At 70.3% G+C, this 16,797-nt stretch carries 16 protein-coding genes; 10 read left to right on the forward strand and 6 right to left on the reverse strand.

What is annotated here, in order from left to right; translation table 11 throughout:
- Positions 1 to 3: 3 nt before the first annotated feature.
- The 3 genes from QM732_RS11025 to QM732_RS11035 are packed head-to-tail and all read right to left on the reverse strand — an operon-like array spanning position 4 to position 3,375.
- Positions 4 to 678: an ABC transporter ATP-binding protein gene (locus tag QM732_RS11025; protein WP_415656192.1), complete on the reverse strand. Its 675-nt coding sequence runs from the start codon at positions 676 to 678 to the stop codon at positions 4 to 6.
- Positions 675 to 2,321: an ABC transporter permease gene (locus QM732_RS11030; RefSeq protein ID WP_415656193.1), complete on the reverse strand. Its 1,647-nt coding sequence runs from the start codon at positions 2,319 to 2,321 to the stop codon at positions 675 to 677. The genes QM732_RS11025 and QM732_RS11030 overlap by 4 nt, the downstream gene beginning before the upstream one ends.
- A gap of 13 nt (positions 2,322 to 2,334) precedes the next feature.
- On the reverse strand, positions 2,335 to 3,375 hold the full coding sequence (locus QM732_RS11035; protein ID WP_415656194.1) for an extracellular solute-binding protein: 1,041 nt from the start codon (positions 3,373 to 3,375) through the stop codon (positions 2,335 to 2,337).
- 256 nt (positions 3,376 to 3,631) lie between these two features.
- Here QM732_RS11035 and QM732_RS11040 point away from each other — a divergent pair, with 256 nt between their 5' ends.
- Positions 3,632 to 4,135 carry a dihydrofolate reductase gene (locus QM732_RS11040; protein ID WP_415656195.1) on the forward strand — a complete coding sequence of 168 codons (504 nt, stop codon included), beginning with the start codon at positions 3,632 to 3,634 and terminating at the stop codon, positions 4,133 to 4,135.
- Here QM732_RS11040 and QM732_RS11045 read toward each other — a convergent pair.
- Positions 4,123 to 6,216: a TonB-dependent siderophore receptor gene (locus QM732_RS11045; RefSeq protein ID WP_415656196.1), complete on the reverse strand. Its 2,094-nt coding sequence runs from the start codon at positions 6,214 to 6,216 to the stop codon at positions 4,123 to 4,125. The genes QM732_RS11040 and QM732_RS11045 overlap by 13 nt on opposite strands.
- A 131-nt stretch (positions 6,217 to 6,347) precedes the next feature.
- On the opposite strand from QM732_RS11045, the gene QM732_RS11050 reads away from it, so the two are divergent.
- Both QM732_RS11050 and QM732_RS11055 read left to right on the forward strand, forming a co-directional pair.
- Positions 6,348 to 6,524, forward strand: a complete 177-nt coding sequence (locus QM732_RS11050; RefSeq protein ID WP_415656197.1) for a hypothetical protein — start codon at positions 6,348 to 6,350, stop codon at positions 6,522 to 6,524.
- Positions 6,521 to 7,672 (forward strand): PepSY-associated TM helix domain-containing protein, encoded by a 1,152-nt coding sequence (locus QM732_RS11055; RefSeq protein WP_415656198.1) that lies wholly within the window; start codon positions 6,521 to 6,523, stop codon positions 7,670 to 7,672. Before QM732_RS11050 ends, QM732_RS11055 begins: the two co-directional genes overlap by 4 nt.
- Positions 7,673 to 7,743: 71 nt before the next feature.
- On the opposite strand, the gene QM732_RS11060 is transcribed toward QM732_RS11055, so the two are convergent.
- Entirely contained in the window at positions 7,744 to 8,193 is a 450-nt protein-coding gene (locus tag QM732_RS11060; RefSeq protein WP_415656199.1) for a winged helix-turn-helix domain-containing protein, read from the reverse strand.
- Between the two features lie 146 nt (positions 8,194 to 8,339).
- Between QM732_RS11060 and QM732_RS11065 the strand changes: the two genes are divergently transcribed.
- From QM732_RS11065 to QM732_RS11095, 7 genes are all read left to right on the forward strand, one after another.
- Positions 8,340 to 9,653, forward strand: a complete 1,314-nt coding sequence (locus QM732_RS11065; RefSeq protein ID WP_415656200.1) for a DUF2325 domain-containing protein — start codon at positions 8,340 to 8,342, stop codon at positions 9,651 to 9,653.
- Between the two features lie 92 nt (positions 9,654 to 9,745).
- The gene (locus QM732_RS11070) at positions 9,746 to 11,758 is read left to right on the forward strand and encodes a TonB-dependent receptor plug domain-containing protein (protein ID WP_415656201.1); all 2,013 of its coding nucleotides are present in this window, start codon (positions 9,746 to 9,748) and stop codon (positions 11,756 to 11,758) included.
- Complete coding sequence (locus QM732_RS11075) at positions 11,748 to 12,299, forward strand: DUF2478 domain-containing protein (protein WP_415656202.1); 552 nt, start codon at positions 11,748 to 11,750, stop codon at positions 12,297 to 12,299. Before QM732_RS11070 ends, QM732_RS11075 begins: the two co-directional genes overlap by 11 nt.
- The gene (locus QM732_RS11080; protein WP_415656203.1) at positions 12,296 to 13,339 is read left to right on the forward strand and encodes an ABC transporter substrate-binding protein; all 1,044 of its coding nucleotides are present in this window, start codon (positions 12,296 to 12,298) and stop codon (positions 13,337 to 13,339) included. Before QM732_RS11075 ends, QM732_RS11080 begins: the two co-directional genes overlap by 4 nt.
- Positions 13,326 to 14,378 (forward strand): FecCD family ABC transporter permease, encoded by a 1,053-nt coding sequence (locus QM732_RS11085; protein WP_415656204.1) that lies wholly within the window; start codon positions 13,326 to 13,328, stop codon positions 14,376 to 14,378. Before QM732_RS11080 ends, QM732_RS11085 begins: the two co-directional genes overlap by 14 nt.
- Positions 14,371 to 15,132 (forward strand): ABC transporter ATP-binding protein, encoded by a 762-nt coding sequence (locus QM732_RS11090; RefSeq protein WP_415656205.1) that lies wholly within the window; start codon positions 14,371 to 14,373, stop codon positions 15,130 to 15,132. Before QM732_RS11085 ends, QM732_RS11090 begins: the two co-directional genes overlap by 8 nt.
- A 5-nt stretch (positions 15,133 to 15,137) precedes the next feature.
- The gene (locus QM732_RS11095) at positions 15,138 to 15,962 is read left to right on the forward strand and encodes a class I SAM-dependent methyltransferase (protein WP_415656206.1); all 825 of its coding nucleotides are present in this window, start codon (positions 15,138 to 15,140) and stop codon (positions 15,960 to 15,962) included.
- 84 nt (positions 15,963 to 16,046) lie between these two features.
- Here the strand turns inward: QM732_RS11095 and QM732_RS11100 are convergent, their stop codons facing one another.
- On the reverse strand, positions 16,047 to 16,685 hold the full coding sequence (locus QM732_RS11100; RefSeq protein WP_415656207.1) for a TetR/AcrR family transcriptional regulator: 639 nt from the start codon (positions 16,683 to 16,685) through the stop codon (positions 16,047 to 16,049).
- Positions 16,686 to 16,797 lie beyond the last annotated feature (112 nt).

Raw genomic sequence — 16,797 nt, forward strand, 5'->3', positions numbered from 1 at the left:
AGCTCAGGCGGCCCGGTTTTCCAGCCGGCCGTGGCCCACCGTGCTGACCTGATCGGCAAGCGCGGCCGCCTCGGCCTCGTTGTGCGTCACCAGCAGCGCCGTCTGGCCGGCGGCGCGCAGGATGTCGCGCACCTCCACGACCAGCCGTTCGCGCGTCTGTGCATCGAGGTTGGAGAACGGCTCGTCCAGCAGCAGCAGCGCCGGCCGCGGCGCCAATGCGCGCACCAGCGCGATGCGCTGCTGCTGCCCGCCCGAGAGCTCATGGGGATAGCGGCCACCGGCGGCGGCGAGGCCGACCAGCTCCAGCAGCTCCAGCACGCGCGCGTCGCGCTCGGCCCGCGACCATTTCCTCAGCCCGAAGCCGACGTTCTGCGCGGCCGTCAGGTGAGGGAACAGCGCGTACTCCTGGAACATCAGGCCCACGCTGCGCCGCTCCGGCGCAACGCTCACGTTGGCGGAAGCGACGACGCGGTCGCCGATCAGGATGCGGCCCGCCCGCACGGGCTCGAAGCCGGCGATGGCGCGCAGCAGCGTGGACTTGCCGCCGCCCGACGGCCCCAGCAGGCAGCCGATGCGGCCCGCATCCAGCGTCAGGGACGCATCGTCGACGACGGTATGGAACTCGTGCCCCAGCTCGTAGCCCAGCCGTACGCCTTCCAGGCGCAGTGCGACGCTCATGCGAGCTCCTTCTTGGTTTCGGCGCGCGACGTGCGCGCCAGCAAGGCCACTGGCACGAATCCCGCCACGACGATGGCCAGCGCTGCAATGGCGCCCTCTTCGTAGGTGCCGCGCGCCGCCTCGCCATAGAGCAGCGTGGACAGCGTGTCGAAGTTCGCCGGGCGCAGCAGCAGCGTCGCCGGCAGCTCCTTCATCGCGTCGACGAACACCAGCAGCGCACCGGTCACGATGGCCGGCTTCAGCAGTGGCAGGTGCACCCGGCGCAGCGTGCCGGACGCGGACTCGCCGAGCACTCGGGCGCTCTGCTCGATGGCCGGCGGAATGCGCGCCAGCCCCGCCTGGATGCTGCCGACCGGCATCACCAGGAAGCGGATGCCGCAGGCCACGACCAGCACGATGCCCGCGGCCATCAACGGCAGCGACTTCAGCCCCAGCAGCTCCGCGAGCGCGTTGTCAAGCGCCAGGGCGGGCGTGAGCAAGCCGATGGCGAGCACGGTGCCCGGGACGGCATAGCCGAGCGACGCCAGCCGTGCCTGCCATTGATCGGGGTTGCGGCGCGTACCCTGGTTGCGCGCGGCCCAGGCCACGATCAGGCCTGCGCCCACCGTGAAGAGCGTGACGCCCGTGGCCAGCGCCACGGTGTTGAACAGGCTGGCAAGCAGGTGCTCCGAAACACCGCTGCCCAGCCGCAGGCGCTTGACGGTCTCCCAGGCCAAGTAGAGCGCGGGCGCGACGAAGCCGATCAAGACGGGCAGCGCCGCCGCGCCCGTCGCCGCCCAGGCGGCCGAGCCGGCCAGCCGGCGCGGGCGCAGTGCCCGCATGCGTTGCGCGGATCCGAAGCGCTGGTGGCGCCGGCCATGCTGCTCCAGCAGCACCAGTGCAACCACCATGACCAGCGCCACGCAGGCGATCTGCGCCGCGCCGCCCAAGTCGGAGCGCGTGATCCAGGTGGTGTAGATCGCGACAGTGAGCGTGTGCACGCCCAGGAACTCGGAGGCGCCGATGTCATTGAGCGTCTCCAGCAGCGCCAGGCACAGCCCCACCGCAATGGCCGGTCGGGCCAACGGCAACGCCACCCGCCGGAAGGCGCCCAGGCGGGTCTCGCCCAGTGCCCGTGCGGCCTCCAGCAGGTGCTGCGGCTGGGTCATGAACATGGCCCGCGCCGTCAGGTAGACATAGGGGTAGAGCACGAAGCCCAGCACGAAGACCGCGCCGCCCATGGATCGCAGGTCCGGCAGCCGGAACTCGCGCGGGCTCTCGTAGCCCAGCACCCAGCGGATGGCGCCCTGCACCGGGCCGATGGGGTGCAGCAGGTCGAGGTAGGCGAAGGCCACGATGTAGGTGGGCATGGCCAGTGGCAGCAGCAGTGCCCAGTCCAGCACCCGGCGCCCCGGAAAGTCGCAGGTGCTGACCAGCCAGGCCGTGCCGGTGCCCACCAGCAGCACGACGGCACCCACGCCCGCCAGCAGCGTCAGCGTGTTCAGGGCCGCCGGCGGCAGCACGTAGGCCGACAGGAACGCCCAGTGGCTGCTGTCAGCCCCGGCCGCGATCCAGAACAGGCTGAGGATGGGCGCGACCGCACCCAGCGCAATGACGATGGCGAACGCGCGCCACAGCGGCCCGACCGACCGCACGGCCTTCACGCGAGCCCCCCGGTCAGCGATCGAAGCCGACCTTGTCGACCAGGGCGCTGGCCTGCTTCCGGAACTTGGCGATCTCGGTGAGGGACAGGCCGTCGGCCTTCAGCTCGCCGATGCTGGCGGCAATGATCGGGTCCAGCGTCACACCGGCGCGGACGGGGTATTCGTAGTTGGCCTGGGCATAGAGCGCCTGGGCCGGCTCCGAGGCCAGGAACTCCAGCAGCTTGACCGCATTGGCGCGCTGCGGCGCGTTCCTGGCGACGACGGCGCCGCTGATGTTGACGTGGGTGCCGCCGTTCTTGGCGGAGGCGAACGTCGGCTTGAGCACCTTGATGGCATCGCCCCACTTGCGGGCGTCGCTACCCTCCTTGGAGCTCTTCATCTGGCCCACGTAGTACGAGTTGGCCAGGCCGATCTCGCAGATGCCGCCCATGATGTCGCGCGCGACATCACGGTCGCCGCCCGTCGCCTTGCGCGCCAGGTTGGCCTTGACGCCCTGCAACCACTGTTCCGTCCTGGCCTCTCCGGCGTGGGCGATCATGGCCGCGACCAGCGCCGTGTTGTAGGGGTGCTGGCCGGCGCGGATGCAGACCTTGCCCTTCCACTTCGGGTCGGCCAGATCCTCGTAGCGGAAGCTGCCGAGCTTCAAGCCCTTGTCGGCGTAAAGCACGCGGGCGCGCTGCGACAGCGCGAACCACTGCCCGTCGGCGCCGCGCAGGTTGGCCGGCACGGCCTGCTCCAGCGCCGCGGACTTGACCGGCTGGGCCAGGCCGGCGTCGACCAGGTCCAGCAGGTTGCCGACGTCGACCGTCATCAGCACGTCGGCCGGCGAGCGCGCGCCTTCGGCCTTGACCCGCTCCAGCAGGCCGTCCTTGACGAACACGGTGTTGACCTTGACCTTCTCGCGTGCGCTGAAGGCGGCCAGCAGCGGCTGGATCAGGCCCGGCTCACGCGTCGTGTAGACCGTCACCTCCGCATCGGCATGCGCCGGCGCCGCCCAAAGGGTAACGATGCTGGCAGCGAGGGCGGTGAAGCGTGCACGAGGGCGAAACGTCATTGATCTCTCCAGGGAAGTAGCGCGACAAGCAAGTAACGCGACAAGTCAGCGAATGAGAATCATTATCATCGCAAACGCCAGACATCCGGCGCCACTGCCGAGCGCGGCACCGGTGCGGTGCGGGCCTTCATAATCGTCCGGCCTTGCGCAGGCTGCCCTGGACCCCGTCGGACCAGGGCGATGCGCTCGCTGCTGCCGATCCAGACATGCCAGAGAACCACCTCCATCCGTCCGCGGGCCAGCGCCCTGCCCGACCATGAGCAAGATCACGCTGGTCGCTGCCGTCGCGAAGGACGGCGCCATCGGGCGCGACAACGCACTGCTCTGGCACATCCCCGAGGACATGGCGCGCTTCAAGGCGCTGACCTTGGCGAAGCCGGTCGTCATGGGCCGCAAGACCTGGGAGTCGCTTCCGCCCAGGTTCCGCCCGCTGCCCGGGCGGCGCAATCTTGTCGTCAGCCGCAGTGCCAGCGAACTGCCGGGCGCCGAGGTGTTCGCCAGCCTGGACGCGGCGCTGGCCGCCTGCGCGGCCGAACCCGAGGTCTGCGTCATCGGCGGCAGCGAGATCTATGCGCTGGCCCTGCCCCATGCCGGCAAGCTGGCGCTGACCGAGGTGGATGCGAGCTTCCCCGACGCCGACCGCCATTTCCCGGACTGGCCGCGACAGCATTTTGCGGAGGCCGCGCGCGAGGCCCATACCAGCGCCAGCGGCCTGAGCTTCGCCTTCGTCGACTACCTGCGCAAGCCTCAGAGCTTGTAGTTCAGCGAGACCGCGACGTTGCGCGGCGGCGTGTAGATGGCGCCATAGGCCAGGCCGCCGATGGCCTTCTTGTCGAACAGGTTGTTGACGTTGAGCCGCAGCGTCGCACGCTCGTTCAGGGCGTAGGCCGCGAAGGCGTCCGCCTTGAAGTAGGCGTCCTGGCGGGCGCTGCCGACCTTGTAGACGTCGGACTGCCAACGGCCCGCCAGGCCCAGGCGCAGCGCCGGCAGCACGGGCAGCGGACCGTCCACGCGGAAGTTCAGCGTGCGCCGCGGCACCCATTCGAAGGTGTCCTGGCCGTCCAGGCCGGACAGGCTCAGGTGGGTGTACCCGACGGTCAGCTTGGCGTCCTTGCCCAGGCGGCCCGTGGCCTCGACCTCGAAGCCCTTGGACTTCACGTCCTTGGGCACGTAGTAGTACTGGCCGCTGCCGGTAATGCCGGCGAAGGTGGACAGCCCCTTTTGCTCGCCGTCGAAGACGGCGAAGGTGGTCAGCAGCGACTTGCCCAGCCATTCCGCCTTCAGGCCAGCCTCCGCGTTGCGGCCCTGGGTGGGTGCCAGCACGTCGCCGTTGATGTCGCTCTGCTCCTGGGCCTGGAAGATGTCCGAGTAGGACACGTAGCCGAGCACGTCCGGCGTGATGTCGTAGGTGAAGCCCAGATAGGGGCTGACCTTCTCGGTCTTCGGGTCGACGAGCTGGCCGCCGCTGCCGTAGCGCGAGCCACCGCCTCGCACCAGGCGCACCGCGTTGATGCCACCGATAGCCTTGAGCGAATCGCTCAGCGCGATGCGCGAGGCCACGTAGAGGCGGGTCAGGGTCTGCTCGCCAGCGCTGGCGAAGGTGCGTTCACCCCAGGTCGGCTCCGGCGAGCTGTTGCCGTCGTAGGGGAACGCGGGCAGCGGCATGAAGGCGTTGTTCAGGGCGGGGAAGCTGTCGGCGGTGTTCTTGGCGCTGGAGCGGCTCACGCCGAGCAGCAGGCTGTGCCTGCGACCGAAGGCCGAGAACTGGCCTGACAGGTTGGCATCGAACACCGAGCTGTCGGTGCTGCCCAGGCTGCGGTACGGCCAGCCGGACAGGCCGGTGTTGTCGGGGTTCAGCGGCCGGGGCGGTGTCGAGAAGTCGGTGTAGGCGTAGAACAGCTTCGTGGCCTCGTTGCCGTGGCGGAAGTCGTAGGTGAACTTGGCTTCCCAGTCCTGGGCCAGGCGGTGGGTGTACTCGACGAAGGCGTTGTAGGACTTGGTATTCCAGTAGGTCCAGTTCTGCGAGGTCGACGAGCCCACGGGGAAGTCAGCCTGCGTGCCGTCCGTGCGCACCAGCGTCAGCGACCCCCACATGGGCGAGTCCTGCCTGGAGTCGACCACCGTGACGCCCGCCGTCAGCACGCCGTTGGCGCCAATCTGGCCATCCACCACGCCGTAGACGGTGGTGCGCTTGTCGTGCAGGTCACGCAGGTAGGAGTCCTTGTCCTCATGGGCCACGACCAGACGGCCGGCCCAGCCGCCGTCGGCGGTCAGCACCTTGTTGTAGTCCAGTCCCACGCGCTTCAGGCCCCAGGAGCCCAGGGTCAGGTTGACCTCGCCGCCGTCCTCGTTCGTGGGGCGCTTGCGCACGTAGTTGATCGTGCCCGACGCGTTGCCCACGCCGGTCAGCAGCCCGTTGGCGCCACGGATGAGCTCGATCTTCTCGAACAGATAGGTGTCCTCGCGGCCGACGACGGTGCCCCAGGAGTTGGTCATGCCCAGGCCGTCGAGCTGCGTCAGCTGGATCTCGAAGCCGCGCGCGTTGAAGGTCGCGCGGTTGGTCTCGTACTGCTCGACGTTGATGCCCGTGGCCAGGCCCAGCGCCTCGTTGCTGCCGGTCAGGCCGAAGTCCGTCATGTCCTCCTTGTCCAGCGTGCTGATGGTCTGGGGCGTCTCCTTGAGCTGCATGGGCAGGCCGGTCGCACCCTTGGAGATGCGGTTGGCCCGCTTCCCCGTCACGACGACGGCTTCGATCTGCTCGGTCGTAGCCTGGGCCTGGGCGTCGCCCAGCATGGCCCAGACGGCAAAGGCGCATGCGCTCAGCGCGAACTTGTTATTCATGGATGAACCTGACGAAAGAGGGAGAGACAGGCAGGACTATAAATACAAATGCGAATGATTCGCATATAGATTCACCTAAAATGGCTTGTATCGACCTGCCCGTGGCGCGATGTCGACACCTAGGAGATCCCATGTCTGCTCATTTCCGCCGCGTCTGGGCCTGGCCCGTCGCGCTGGCCCTTCTCTCGGCCTCCGGGCTCGTCAGCGCCCTTGTCTCCGACGACTGGGGAGACGCCTGGGCCTGGTTCGCGCTCGGCCTGCCGCTGGTGGTCATGGCACGCCACAGCTTCTCGGGGCGCAAGCCATGAGCGCGCGGTCGCTGCGCGCCTGGGCCTGGCTGCACAAATGGAGCAGCCTGGTCTGCACGCTCTTCATGCTGCTGCTGTGCCTGACCGGCCTGCCGCTGATCTTTGCGCACGAGATCGCCCACCTCACCGGCAAGGCCGTGGAGCTGCCCGAACCCGAGGCGCAGGCCGGCCTCGCCTCGCTGGATGCCGTGGTCGCCGCCGGCCGTGCCCGCCATCCCGACCGCGTCGTGCAGTACACCTCACCCGACGAGGAGGACGCGCGCCTTTGGTACGTGACGCTGACGCCCCGCCTGGACGTGACCGACGACTTCCGCTCCGTCGCCGTCGACGGCCGCAATGCCCAGGTGCTGGCCGAGCCTCGCTATGACGAGGGCTTCATGTACTGGATGGCGCGGCTGCACATCGACCTCTTCGCCGGCCTGCCCGGCAAGCTCTTCCTCGGGCTGATGGGACTCCTGCTGGTCATCGCCATCGTCTCCGGCGTCGTGCTCTACGCACCCTTCATGCGCAAGCTCGACTTCGGCACCGTGCGCCGGGCCAGCGGCCCGCGCACCCGCTGGCTGGACCTGCACAACCTGCTCGGCATCGTCACGCTGGTGTGGGCCCTGGTGGTGGGCGCCACGGGCGTCATCAACACCTGGGCCGACCTGCTCATCAAGTACTGGCAGTACGACCAGCTCAGCGCCCTGCTCGCGCCCTACCAGGGCCAGCCCGTCGTCCCCGAGGCCGAGCGAGCACCGCTGCAGCGCGCCCTCGAAGCCGCGCAGGCAAACCAGCCGGACAAGAAGCTGCTCTTCATCGCCTTCCCCGGCACGGCCTTCTCCAGCCCCCACCACACGACCTTCTTCATGCAGGGCAACACACCGCTGACGGCCAAGCTGCTCAAGCCGGTGCTGGTGGACGCCCGCAGCGCAGAAGTGACGGCCGCGCCCGAGCTGCCCTGGTACCTGACGGCCCTGCTGCTGTCGCAGCCGCTGCACTTCGGCGACTACGGTGGCATGCCGATGAAGATCCTCTGGGCACTGCTCGACGTGGTGACCATCATCGTGCTCTGCAGCGGCCTGTACCTGTGGCTGAAGAAGCGCCGCCAGGTCGCCGTCGAGGCGCCCGCCCCCGGCGCGGCCGCCCTGGCGCGCGGCGGCCGGTGAGGGATCCCTGCGGCGCCTGCAGGCGCCTGCCCCCTCTGCGCCTCGCGCGGCCTCGCAGGGCTTGAGGGCCGTCAGGAGGACACCAGCGCCGTGAGGCGCCTGATGTCGTCCTCGCAGGCCGCCGTCGCCCGTTCCTCGATGCGGCGATAGAGCAGGATCAACTGCCGCCCCACATCCGTGAGTTCGGTGCCGCCGCCATGGGGGCCACCCGCGGCGGCCGTCACCGCTGGCTCCTTGAGCGAGCGGTTGAGTTCGTCCATCAGCAGCCACGCCCGGCGATAGGACATCCCCAGCGCCTTCGCCGCCGCGGAGATGGAGCGGTGCACCTGGACGGCCTCCAGCAGCGCCACCTTGCCGGGCCCGACCGCGATGGCGTCACCCACGGTCACCCGCATGCGCAGCCTGAAATGCGGCTGGCTCGCGGCATTGCGCGACACCGGCGACGCCGGCGGCGTGGACGCCTGATCAGCCGATGAACGCAGGGCGGCGGCAGGCACGGGGGGCTTGGCGGCAGAAGGCATCAGCGTCAGGGTGGCTCAACGCGCGCATTTAACCATCGCACCCTGGCGCTCCGCGGCCATTCCTTGATCTGACTGGGTAGGCAACCGATATATTCGTCCGTATATTGCGCCCGTCCCAACGAACGTGTGCCATTCAAGAGGTCTTGATGCTGACGCCCCCTTTCAAACGCAGTGCCGGCGTTGCCGCCGCCATGGACGCCACCTCGCCCCGGGGGCCACAGGCCACCGCTGCGGGCGGCTGCGGGCATGAGCATGCGTCGCCGGAGGGCGGCGCGGGTACACAACCCCGCGCCAAGCTCCATCACCTGGACCCGCACCTGCACTGCTCGGTGATCGGCACCTGCCTGGGCACGGACGAGCTGCGCCGGCTGATGGCCAGGCACACGCCGGTGAAGGGGCTGGACGACCTGGAGGTGCACCACCTCGCCGTGAGCCTGGCCGCCCGCGGCGGCGACGCCTCCAAGGCGATCCACAAGGCGCTGGACCAGCGCCACGCCGGCACGCTGCGCAGCTTTGCCGGCGCGACGGACGAGGCCGCCCTGCGGGCGGCGTGGCGCCAGGCCTGGCAGCAGGGCGAGATCCCGGGCGCCTACTGGGCCATCCTGACCCATCGGGGCACCACGCCGGAACTCCGGCAGCAGGCCTTCGGCGAAGTCCACATGCTGTCGCACCTGATGGGCTCGGCCAACCGCCAGGAGATCCGCCGCTTCGTTGCGCTGGAGAAGGACAACACGGAGCTCAGGGAACGGCTCGAGAGGGAACAGTCGCGCCGCCAGGAAGCGCAGCAGGCACGCGACGCCCTGGCCGAGGATCTGCGCAACCAGGCACTCGCCTTCGAGGCTCGGCTGGCCGAAGCAAAGGCGGCCCTGCCGGGCAGGGCACAGGCGGCGGACGCCGCCGAGCTGGTCGCGGTCCACACGCAGCGGCGCGAACGGGCCGAGCGGAGCGCCGAAGAGGCCGGGCAAGCGCTCGAGCGCCAGCGCCTGCAGCTTGAGCGCGCGCAGCAGCAGGCCCAGACCCTGTCGGAGGAGCTTGCCGCCGCCGAAGCCGAGCTGCAACGGCTGAGCTCGCCAACCTCCCCGGGCGCGACCGGCGCGGCCGCGCCGCACCCGCTGCAGGGTCGCAAGCTGCTCTATGTCGGCGGCCGTCCCAGCTCGACACCCGCCATCCGCGATTTCGTGCAGCGCCATGGGGGCGAGTTCCTCCATCACGACGGCGGCCTGGAGGCCCGCAAGGGCATGCTCGCCGCCTTGCTGCCACGCGCCGACGTGGTGGTCTTCCCGGTGGACTGCGTGGATCACGACTCGGTGCTCAACCTCAAGCGCCTGAGCGAACGCCATCGGGTGCCTTTCATGGCCCTGCGCACGGCCAGCCTGGGCAGCTTCGCGGCCGCCATCGCTCGCGAGGCCGGCCCGCCGGCCACCGACGGGGCGTCGCGCTTTTGCCTGCGCCACGGCTGAAGCGGCTTGCCTGCTGGCCCAGGCCCCCCGGGCCGGGCTCCGCCCCCCCCCCCTTTCCTGCCCTTTTCCTTTGCCATCGCACATCCAAAAGAATGATCAACCTCACGAGACTCCGACCCTCCAACATCGCCCTGGCGGTCCTCGCACTGTCTGCCCCGGCATTCGCGCAAACGGCCCCGACGACGGGCGAGGTGTTCACGCTGGGCACGGTATCGGTCACCGGCACCCGCGCCCAGGTCGGCGAAATGCCGCAGGACCAGGCTGGCTCCCTGGTCACGCGCCAGCAGATGCAGCAGTTCGGCCGCGAGACCGTCGGTGACGCGGCGAACCTGCTGCCCGGCGTCAGCATCGCGAGCAATTCGCGCAACGAGCTGATGGTCTACCTGCGCGGCTTCGACGCCCGGCAGGTGCCGCTGTTCATCGACGGGGTGCCTGTCTACGTGCCCTATGACGGCTACGTCGACTTCAACCGCTTCGGCACCTACGACATCGCCGCGCTGCAGGTCGCCAAGGGATTCAGCTCCATCGCCTACGGCCCCAACGCACTGGGCGGCGCGATCAACGTCGTGACCCGCAAGCCCAGCCGGGCCTTCGAGGGCGACGCCTTCGTCGGCGCGGCCGCCGGCGGCGACCGCAAGGCCGGCATCAACCTCGGCACGCGCCAGGGCCACTGGTACCTCCAGGCCGGCCTGTCCTGGCGCGAGGCCGACGGCTTCCGGCTGCCCTCGGACTTCCAGCCCACGGCCACCGAAGATGGCGGCCTGAGGAACAACAGTGACCGCCGCGACAGCAAGCTGTCGTTCAAGCTGGGCCTCACGCCCAACGCCAGCGACGAGTACGCGCTGAGCTACTACAAGCAGGACGGGCAGAAGGGCCAGCCTCCCACCACCGGCAGCACCGGCGTGCGCTACTGGCGCTGGCCGTTCTGGGACAAGGAGAGCCTGTACTTCGTGTCCACCACCGCGCTGGGGAGCAGCGAACGCGTCAAGCTGCGGCTGTACCGCGACCGCTTCGACAACGAGGTCACCAGCTATACCGACGCCACCTACACCCGGCTGCGCACCAGCGGCCAGGGCAGCGTCTCCACCGGCCGCAGCATCTACCACGACCGGACCGACGGCGGCGCGGTCGAGCTCGAGTCCACCCGCTTTGCCGGCCATGTGCTGCGGGCCGTGCTGCAGCATCGGCAGGACCGGCATGAGGAGCTGGACGCCAATGCCACGCGCGGTGCGCTGTTCGAGGACACGCTGCGCTCGGTGGGCCTGGAAGACCTCATCACCATCGCGCCGCGCTGGCAGCTGGCCCTGGGCGTGGCGCGGCACGAGCTGCGCCCCGATTCGGTCTACAGCAACGGCAACGCCTACGGCCTGCCGTCCGCCACCCGAGCCACCAACCTGCAGGCCGGCCTGTTCCGCGACCTCGGTGCGGGCCAGCAGGCCTACGCCAGCCTGTCACGCAAGACCCGGCTGCCGACGCTCAAGGACCGCTACTCGCAGCGCCTGGGCAGCTACGTGGAGAACCCCGCGCTGGGCGCGGAGCGCTCGCTCAATGCCGAACTCGGCTACCAGGGCCGCGCCTGGGGCACCGTGGAGGTCGAGGCGGCGCTGTTCCACAGCCGGGTCGACGACAAGATCCAGTCGGCTTTCGTCGCCGGCGGCAGCAGCTGCAGCGCCGCCACGCCGTGCCAGATGCGCAACGTCGGCGAGGTGCGCGTGAACGGCATCGAGCTCGGCGCCCGCGGCTCCATCACGGGACGGCTCGAGCTGGGTGGCAACCTGACCGTGCTGGACCAGAAGAACGTCTCCAATCCCGATATCCGCCTGCTGGCCGTGCCGGACCGCAAGTTGTTCGCGTACGCCCGCTTCACGCCGATGGCGCAGGTCTGGCTGCAGGCCAGCGTCGAGCACAACGCCAAGCGCTGGGCCTCCAACACGGCAGCCCTGCATGGCTACACGCTGCTGGGCCTGAAGGCCAGCTGGCGCATGCCGGACGGGCTCAGCCTCGAGGCCGGCCTGGACAACGCCGCCGACAAGCTCTACGAGCTGGATGCCGGCTTCCCCGCCCCCGGGCGGACGTGGTTCGCCAATGCACGCTATGAATTCTGATCTGCAAGACTTCCCGCTCCCCCGCTGCGCGGCCATCCTGGACGAGGGCCTGGCGCGCGGACAGGCCGATGCATTGCTGGCCCGCATCGCCTGCACGCAGCGGCGTGCCGAGCGCAAGGTACTCGGCCTGGTGATGATCCGCACCGAGGGCGCGGTGGGCTGCGCGGGCGACATGGTGCTGGTCGACGTCCACACCCTGGACGAGTACCTGGTCTCGCAGCCGCTGGGCAGCGGCGCCAAGGGCTGCCGCGCCGACCCTCAGGGCTTCGCGCGTGCCAGCCAGGTGCTGCGGGATGCTGCGCTGCAGGCTCCAGACCTGGTGGTCTGCAATCGCTTCGGCGGACTGGAGGCGGAAGGCGCCGGCTTCACGCAGGAGCTGCTGACGCTGATGGCGGCGGGCATTCCGCTGCTGACGGTGGTGGCCCCCCAGCACCTCGCGGCCTGGGAACACTTCAGCGGGGGCACGGCGATGCTGCCGGCCGACATCCACGCCATCGAGGACTGGCTCGAACAGACCCTGTGCGCACAGGAGTCCTCGTGACGGCGTCGCCGCCACGACTGTCGCGGCGCGCCTGGCTCGTCGGCACCGCGGCCGGCCTCGCGCAGTCCGCTGCGCTGCCGGCGCGGGCCGCCGATGCCGGGCTGCTGCAGCTCTTCGGCAAGCCGCCCGGGAGCATCCGGCGGGTCTTCGCTGCCGGCCCGCCAGCCGCCGCGCTGCTGGCCGCCCTGGCCCCCGATCGCCTGCTGGGCTGGCCCATGCCGTTGAGCGATGCCGCACGCGCCTGGCTGCCCGAGCCGGCCCGGGCCAGGCCCACGCTGGGGCGGCTGTCCGGCCGCGGCAGCACGGTCGGCGTGGAAGCGCTGCTGGCCCTGGCGCCCGACCTGATCCTGGACGCCGGGACCGTAGACGCGACCTACCGCTCGACTGCCGAGCGCGTGGCGACCCAGACCGCCCTGCCCTATGCGCTGCTCGACGGGCGACTGGCCGACAGCCCGGCCCAGTTCCGCGAACTGGGCCGCCTGCTCGGCGTGGCGCCACGCGCAGAGGCACTGGCCCGGTATGCCCAGGACGCACTGGCCCAGGCAGGCACCGTCCGCGGCGCAGTACCCGGCAGGCCGTCGGTCTACCTTGCGCGCGGTGCCGATGGCCTGGAGACGGCGCTTGCCGGCGCCATCAACGCCGAGATCATCGAAGCGGCAGGGGGACGCAACGTGGCCGACACCGGCCGCGCGGGCGTGGCCCGGGTGTCGATGGAGCAGGTGCTGGCGTGGAACCCGGACTGGGTGCTCACGCAGGATGCCGGCTTCTTCCGCGGGCTGCGCAGCGACGCGAACTGGCAGGCGCTGCGTGCCGTTCGCGAGGGACGCGTGCTGCTGCTGCCCGACCGTCCCTTCGGCTGGATCGACGCGCCGCCGGGCGTGAACCGGCTCCTGGGCCTGCGCTGCCTGGCGCAAAGCCTGAAGGCCGGCAGGCCGCAAGCCGGCGAAGCCCTGGACGAGGCGCGCCGCTTCTACGCTCTCTTCTGGGACTCCCACCCGACCCAGGACGAACTCCAGGCGCTGCTCGATGGACGCGGCTGAGCGGCGGCCCACACGCCCGCTGCGCGCCCTCGGCCGCCCCGGCGCCCTGGCGCTCGGGCTGCTGACCCTGGTCGCGGCGCTGCTGCTGGGCTTCGTCATGGGCAAGTTCCCGCTCGGCCCAGGCGAGCTGGCTCGCTCGGTGCTGGCGAAGCTGATGGGCTGGCCCGCACCGCTCGCTCCGGCCGCGGAGACCGTCATCTGGAGCGTCAGGCTGCCGCGCGTGCTGGCCGGCGTGCTGACGGGCGGCGCGCTCGGCGCGGCCGGCGCGGCGTTCCAGGGGATGTTCCGCAATCCCCTGGTGTCACCGGACATTCTTGGCGTCTCGGCGGGCTGCGGACTGGGCGCGGCCCTGGCCATACTGTTCGGCCTGCCCTTGCTGGCGGTCTCGGGCCTGGCCTTCATCGGCGGACTGCTGGCCGTGGGCGGCGTACTGCTGATCGCCAGGCGCGTGGGCGAGCAGGACCCGGTGCTCGTGCTGGTGCTGTCGGGCGTGGCCGTCGGGGCCTTGCTGGCCGCCGGCATCTCCCTGGTCAAGCTGCTGGCCGATCCGAGCGTGCAGTTGCCCTCCATCACGTTCTGGCTGATGGGTGGCCTGAATGCCGCGGGCACGACCGAGCTCAGGCTGGCCACGCCCATGGTGGTCCTCGGCCTGCTGCCCCTGCTGCTGCTGCGCTGGCGCATCAACCTGTTGAGCCTGCCCGACGACGAGGCCGCCGCGCTCGGGGTCGCGGTCGGCAGGCTGCGAACCGTCGTGGTGAGCGGCGCCACGCTCATGACCGCAGCCGTCGTCGCCATGGCCGGCATCATCGGCTGGGTGGGATTGGTCGTCCCCCACGTGGCCCGGCTGCTGGTGGGCCCCGAGTTCAGCCGGCTGCTGCCGATGTCCATGCTGCTGGGCGCAAGCTTCGTGGTGCTGGCCGACACGCTGGCGCGCAGCCTGGCGCCCATCGAGCTGCCGCTGTCCGTGCTGACGGCCGCCGTGGGGGCGCCGTTCTTCCTCTGGCTGCTGGGGCGGCCTCGGGCGTTGCGCCATGGCTGAACTGCTGCGGCTGCACGCCCTCGAAATCGGCCACGGCGGCCGCCCGCTCGGCCGACCCATCGACCTCGCGCTCGCGGGCGGCCAGGTGCTGTGCGTGCTCGGACCGAACGGCTGCGGCAAGACCACCCTCTTTCGCACCTTGCTCGGCCTGCTGCCCGCCCTGCGGGGCCGGGTACAGGTGGCGGGGCAGGATCTGGGGACGCTGCCCCGGGCCGCGCTGGCCCGGCTGCTGGCCTACGTGCCGCAGGCCCATGCCGGCGTGTTCGCCTTCAGCGTCGAGGATGTCGTCGTGATGGGACGCAGCGCGCACCTGGGCGCGTTCGCCATGCCTTCGCGGGCCGATCGGGCGATGGCCCTGGAGGCCCTGGAGCGGCTGGGGATCGGGGCGCTGCGTGCCAAACGCTACACCGAGATCAGCGGCGGCGAACGCCAGCTGGTGCTGATCGCCCGGGCACTGGCGCAGCAGGCACGGCTGCTGGTGATGGACGAGCCGACCGCCAGCCTGGACTTCGGCAACCAGCTGCGCGTGCTGCGCGAGATCGCCGCGTTGCGCGACAGCGGCATCGCCGTCCTGGTCTCCACCCACCAGCCCGGGCACGCGCTGCGCATCGCCGATCGCGTCGCATTGATGAAGGAGGGATCCCTGCTCGGCTGCGAGCCCCCGGAGCAGGCCATGCAGCCGCAGGCCCTGGCGAGCCTGTACGGGCTGCGCGTCGAGGACATCGTCGAAGCAGGCTTCAGAGCCGGAGATTAGCCTTCATGCACCTGGATGACATCGACTTCGCGGCGCTGTACCGCCAGCACCTGCGCGAGCACGGCATCACCCCGCGCCCCGCCGAAGCCTGGGATGCGCGTGCCGACGGCTACGCCAGGAACTCGCGCCAGAGCCGCTACGTGGCGGACTTCCTTGCCCGCATGGACCTGCGGGGCGCCGACACGCTGCTCGACGTCGGCTGCGGCCCGGGCACGCTGGCGCTGCCGCTGGCGCAGCGGCTGGGCCTCACAGGCCTCACGGGGCGCAAGGGCCACGTGGTGGCCCTGGACTACAGCCGCCCCATGCTGGAGCGGCTGCGGCTGGACGCTGCGGCCGAGAGCGTCGACAACATCATCCCGATGCTGCGCGCCTGGGAAGACGACTGGAGCGATGTCCCCGTGTGCGACATCGCCATCGCCTCCCGCTCGACGCTGGTCGGGGACCTGGGCGAAGCGCTGCGCAAGCTGCACGCGCATGCACGCCTGAGGGTCTACCTGACCTATCTCGTGGGCGGGCATTTCGTCGATCCCGAGATCGACGCGCTGCTGGACCCGGCCCCGCCGCCCATGCCGGACCATTTCCTCGTGCTCGGCGCGCTGCACCGCATGGGCATCGCCCCAAGGATCGATTTCATCGACACCCCGAGCCGCCTGGCCGGCTGCGAGGACTTCGAAGCGTTCATCCAGCGGCTGGCGTGGGCGCACGGCCCGGTGACGGGTGCCGCGCGTCAGCGGCTGCAGGCCTGGTACGAGGCCGACCCGCAGCGCGCCGCCGCCGGAGGCAGGCCCATGCGGTGGGCATTCATCGCCTGGAGCCGCCACGACGCCTGAGTAGCCACGCCCGCGCGCTGCCCAGGCACTGCGCCGCGGCCTCTGCCCCAGGGGGCGCTGCCCAGAGGTCAGCGCGCCGAGTCGTCAAGGCCGCTCAGCCAAGCCCCCGAACGTCGTCGAGATCACCCAGTCGAGGATCTGCTCGTGGGTGTACTGGCCGGACTCCTTGAGCAAGGCCACGACCGGATCGCAGGCGCGCGCGAACAAGGTATAGAGCACGAGTTCAGGGGGCAGCCTCGGGTCGAGCTGGCCACTGGTCTGGGCCTCGGTGATCCAGATGCTCAAGCGATTGCTCAGGGCGATCAGCCTGTCCATGTAGGCCTCGTTGGATTGCAGCGACGCGCTCAGGCTGGAGTTGTGGGCCGGCAACGAGGGCATCTCGCCCTCCAGCTGCGTCGCCATGGCCCAGCGCGTCACGGCCTTGAGCTGCTCGATGGCCTGCACGGGCGCACTGCCCTCGGCAAGCTGCTCGGCCCGGCCGCGCAGCGCATCGACAAACGCCAGGGCGCGGTCCAGCACCCCCACCATGGCGGCACCCGCAAGCTCTTCCTTGGAGGGGAAGAGCTTGTAGAGGCTGGCCTTGGCCAGCCCGGCTTCGGCGGCCACTTCGTCCACCGTCATCGCGTCGTAGCCCTTGGTGGCGAGCAGGCGGTTGACCGCACCCACGATGGCGTCCTGCCGCACGCGCTGAAGCTGGTCTTTGATGGACGGACGGGCACTCATGGCGGCAATTCTAGACCGGCGGGACCGTCAAGAAAACCCGATGGTGCAAATTTCAGACTAATGAGTTATCGTGTGAACTGACTAGTTCATTTTGTAACCCATCAAGTTCAAC

The organism is Roseateles sp. (assembly GCF_047654805.1).
Lineage (GTDB): Bacteria > Pseudomonadota > Gammaproteobacteria > Burkholderiales > Burkholderiaceae_C > Pelomonas.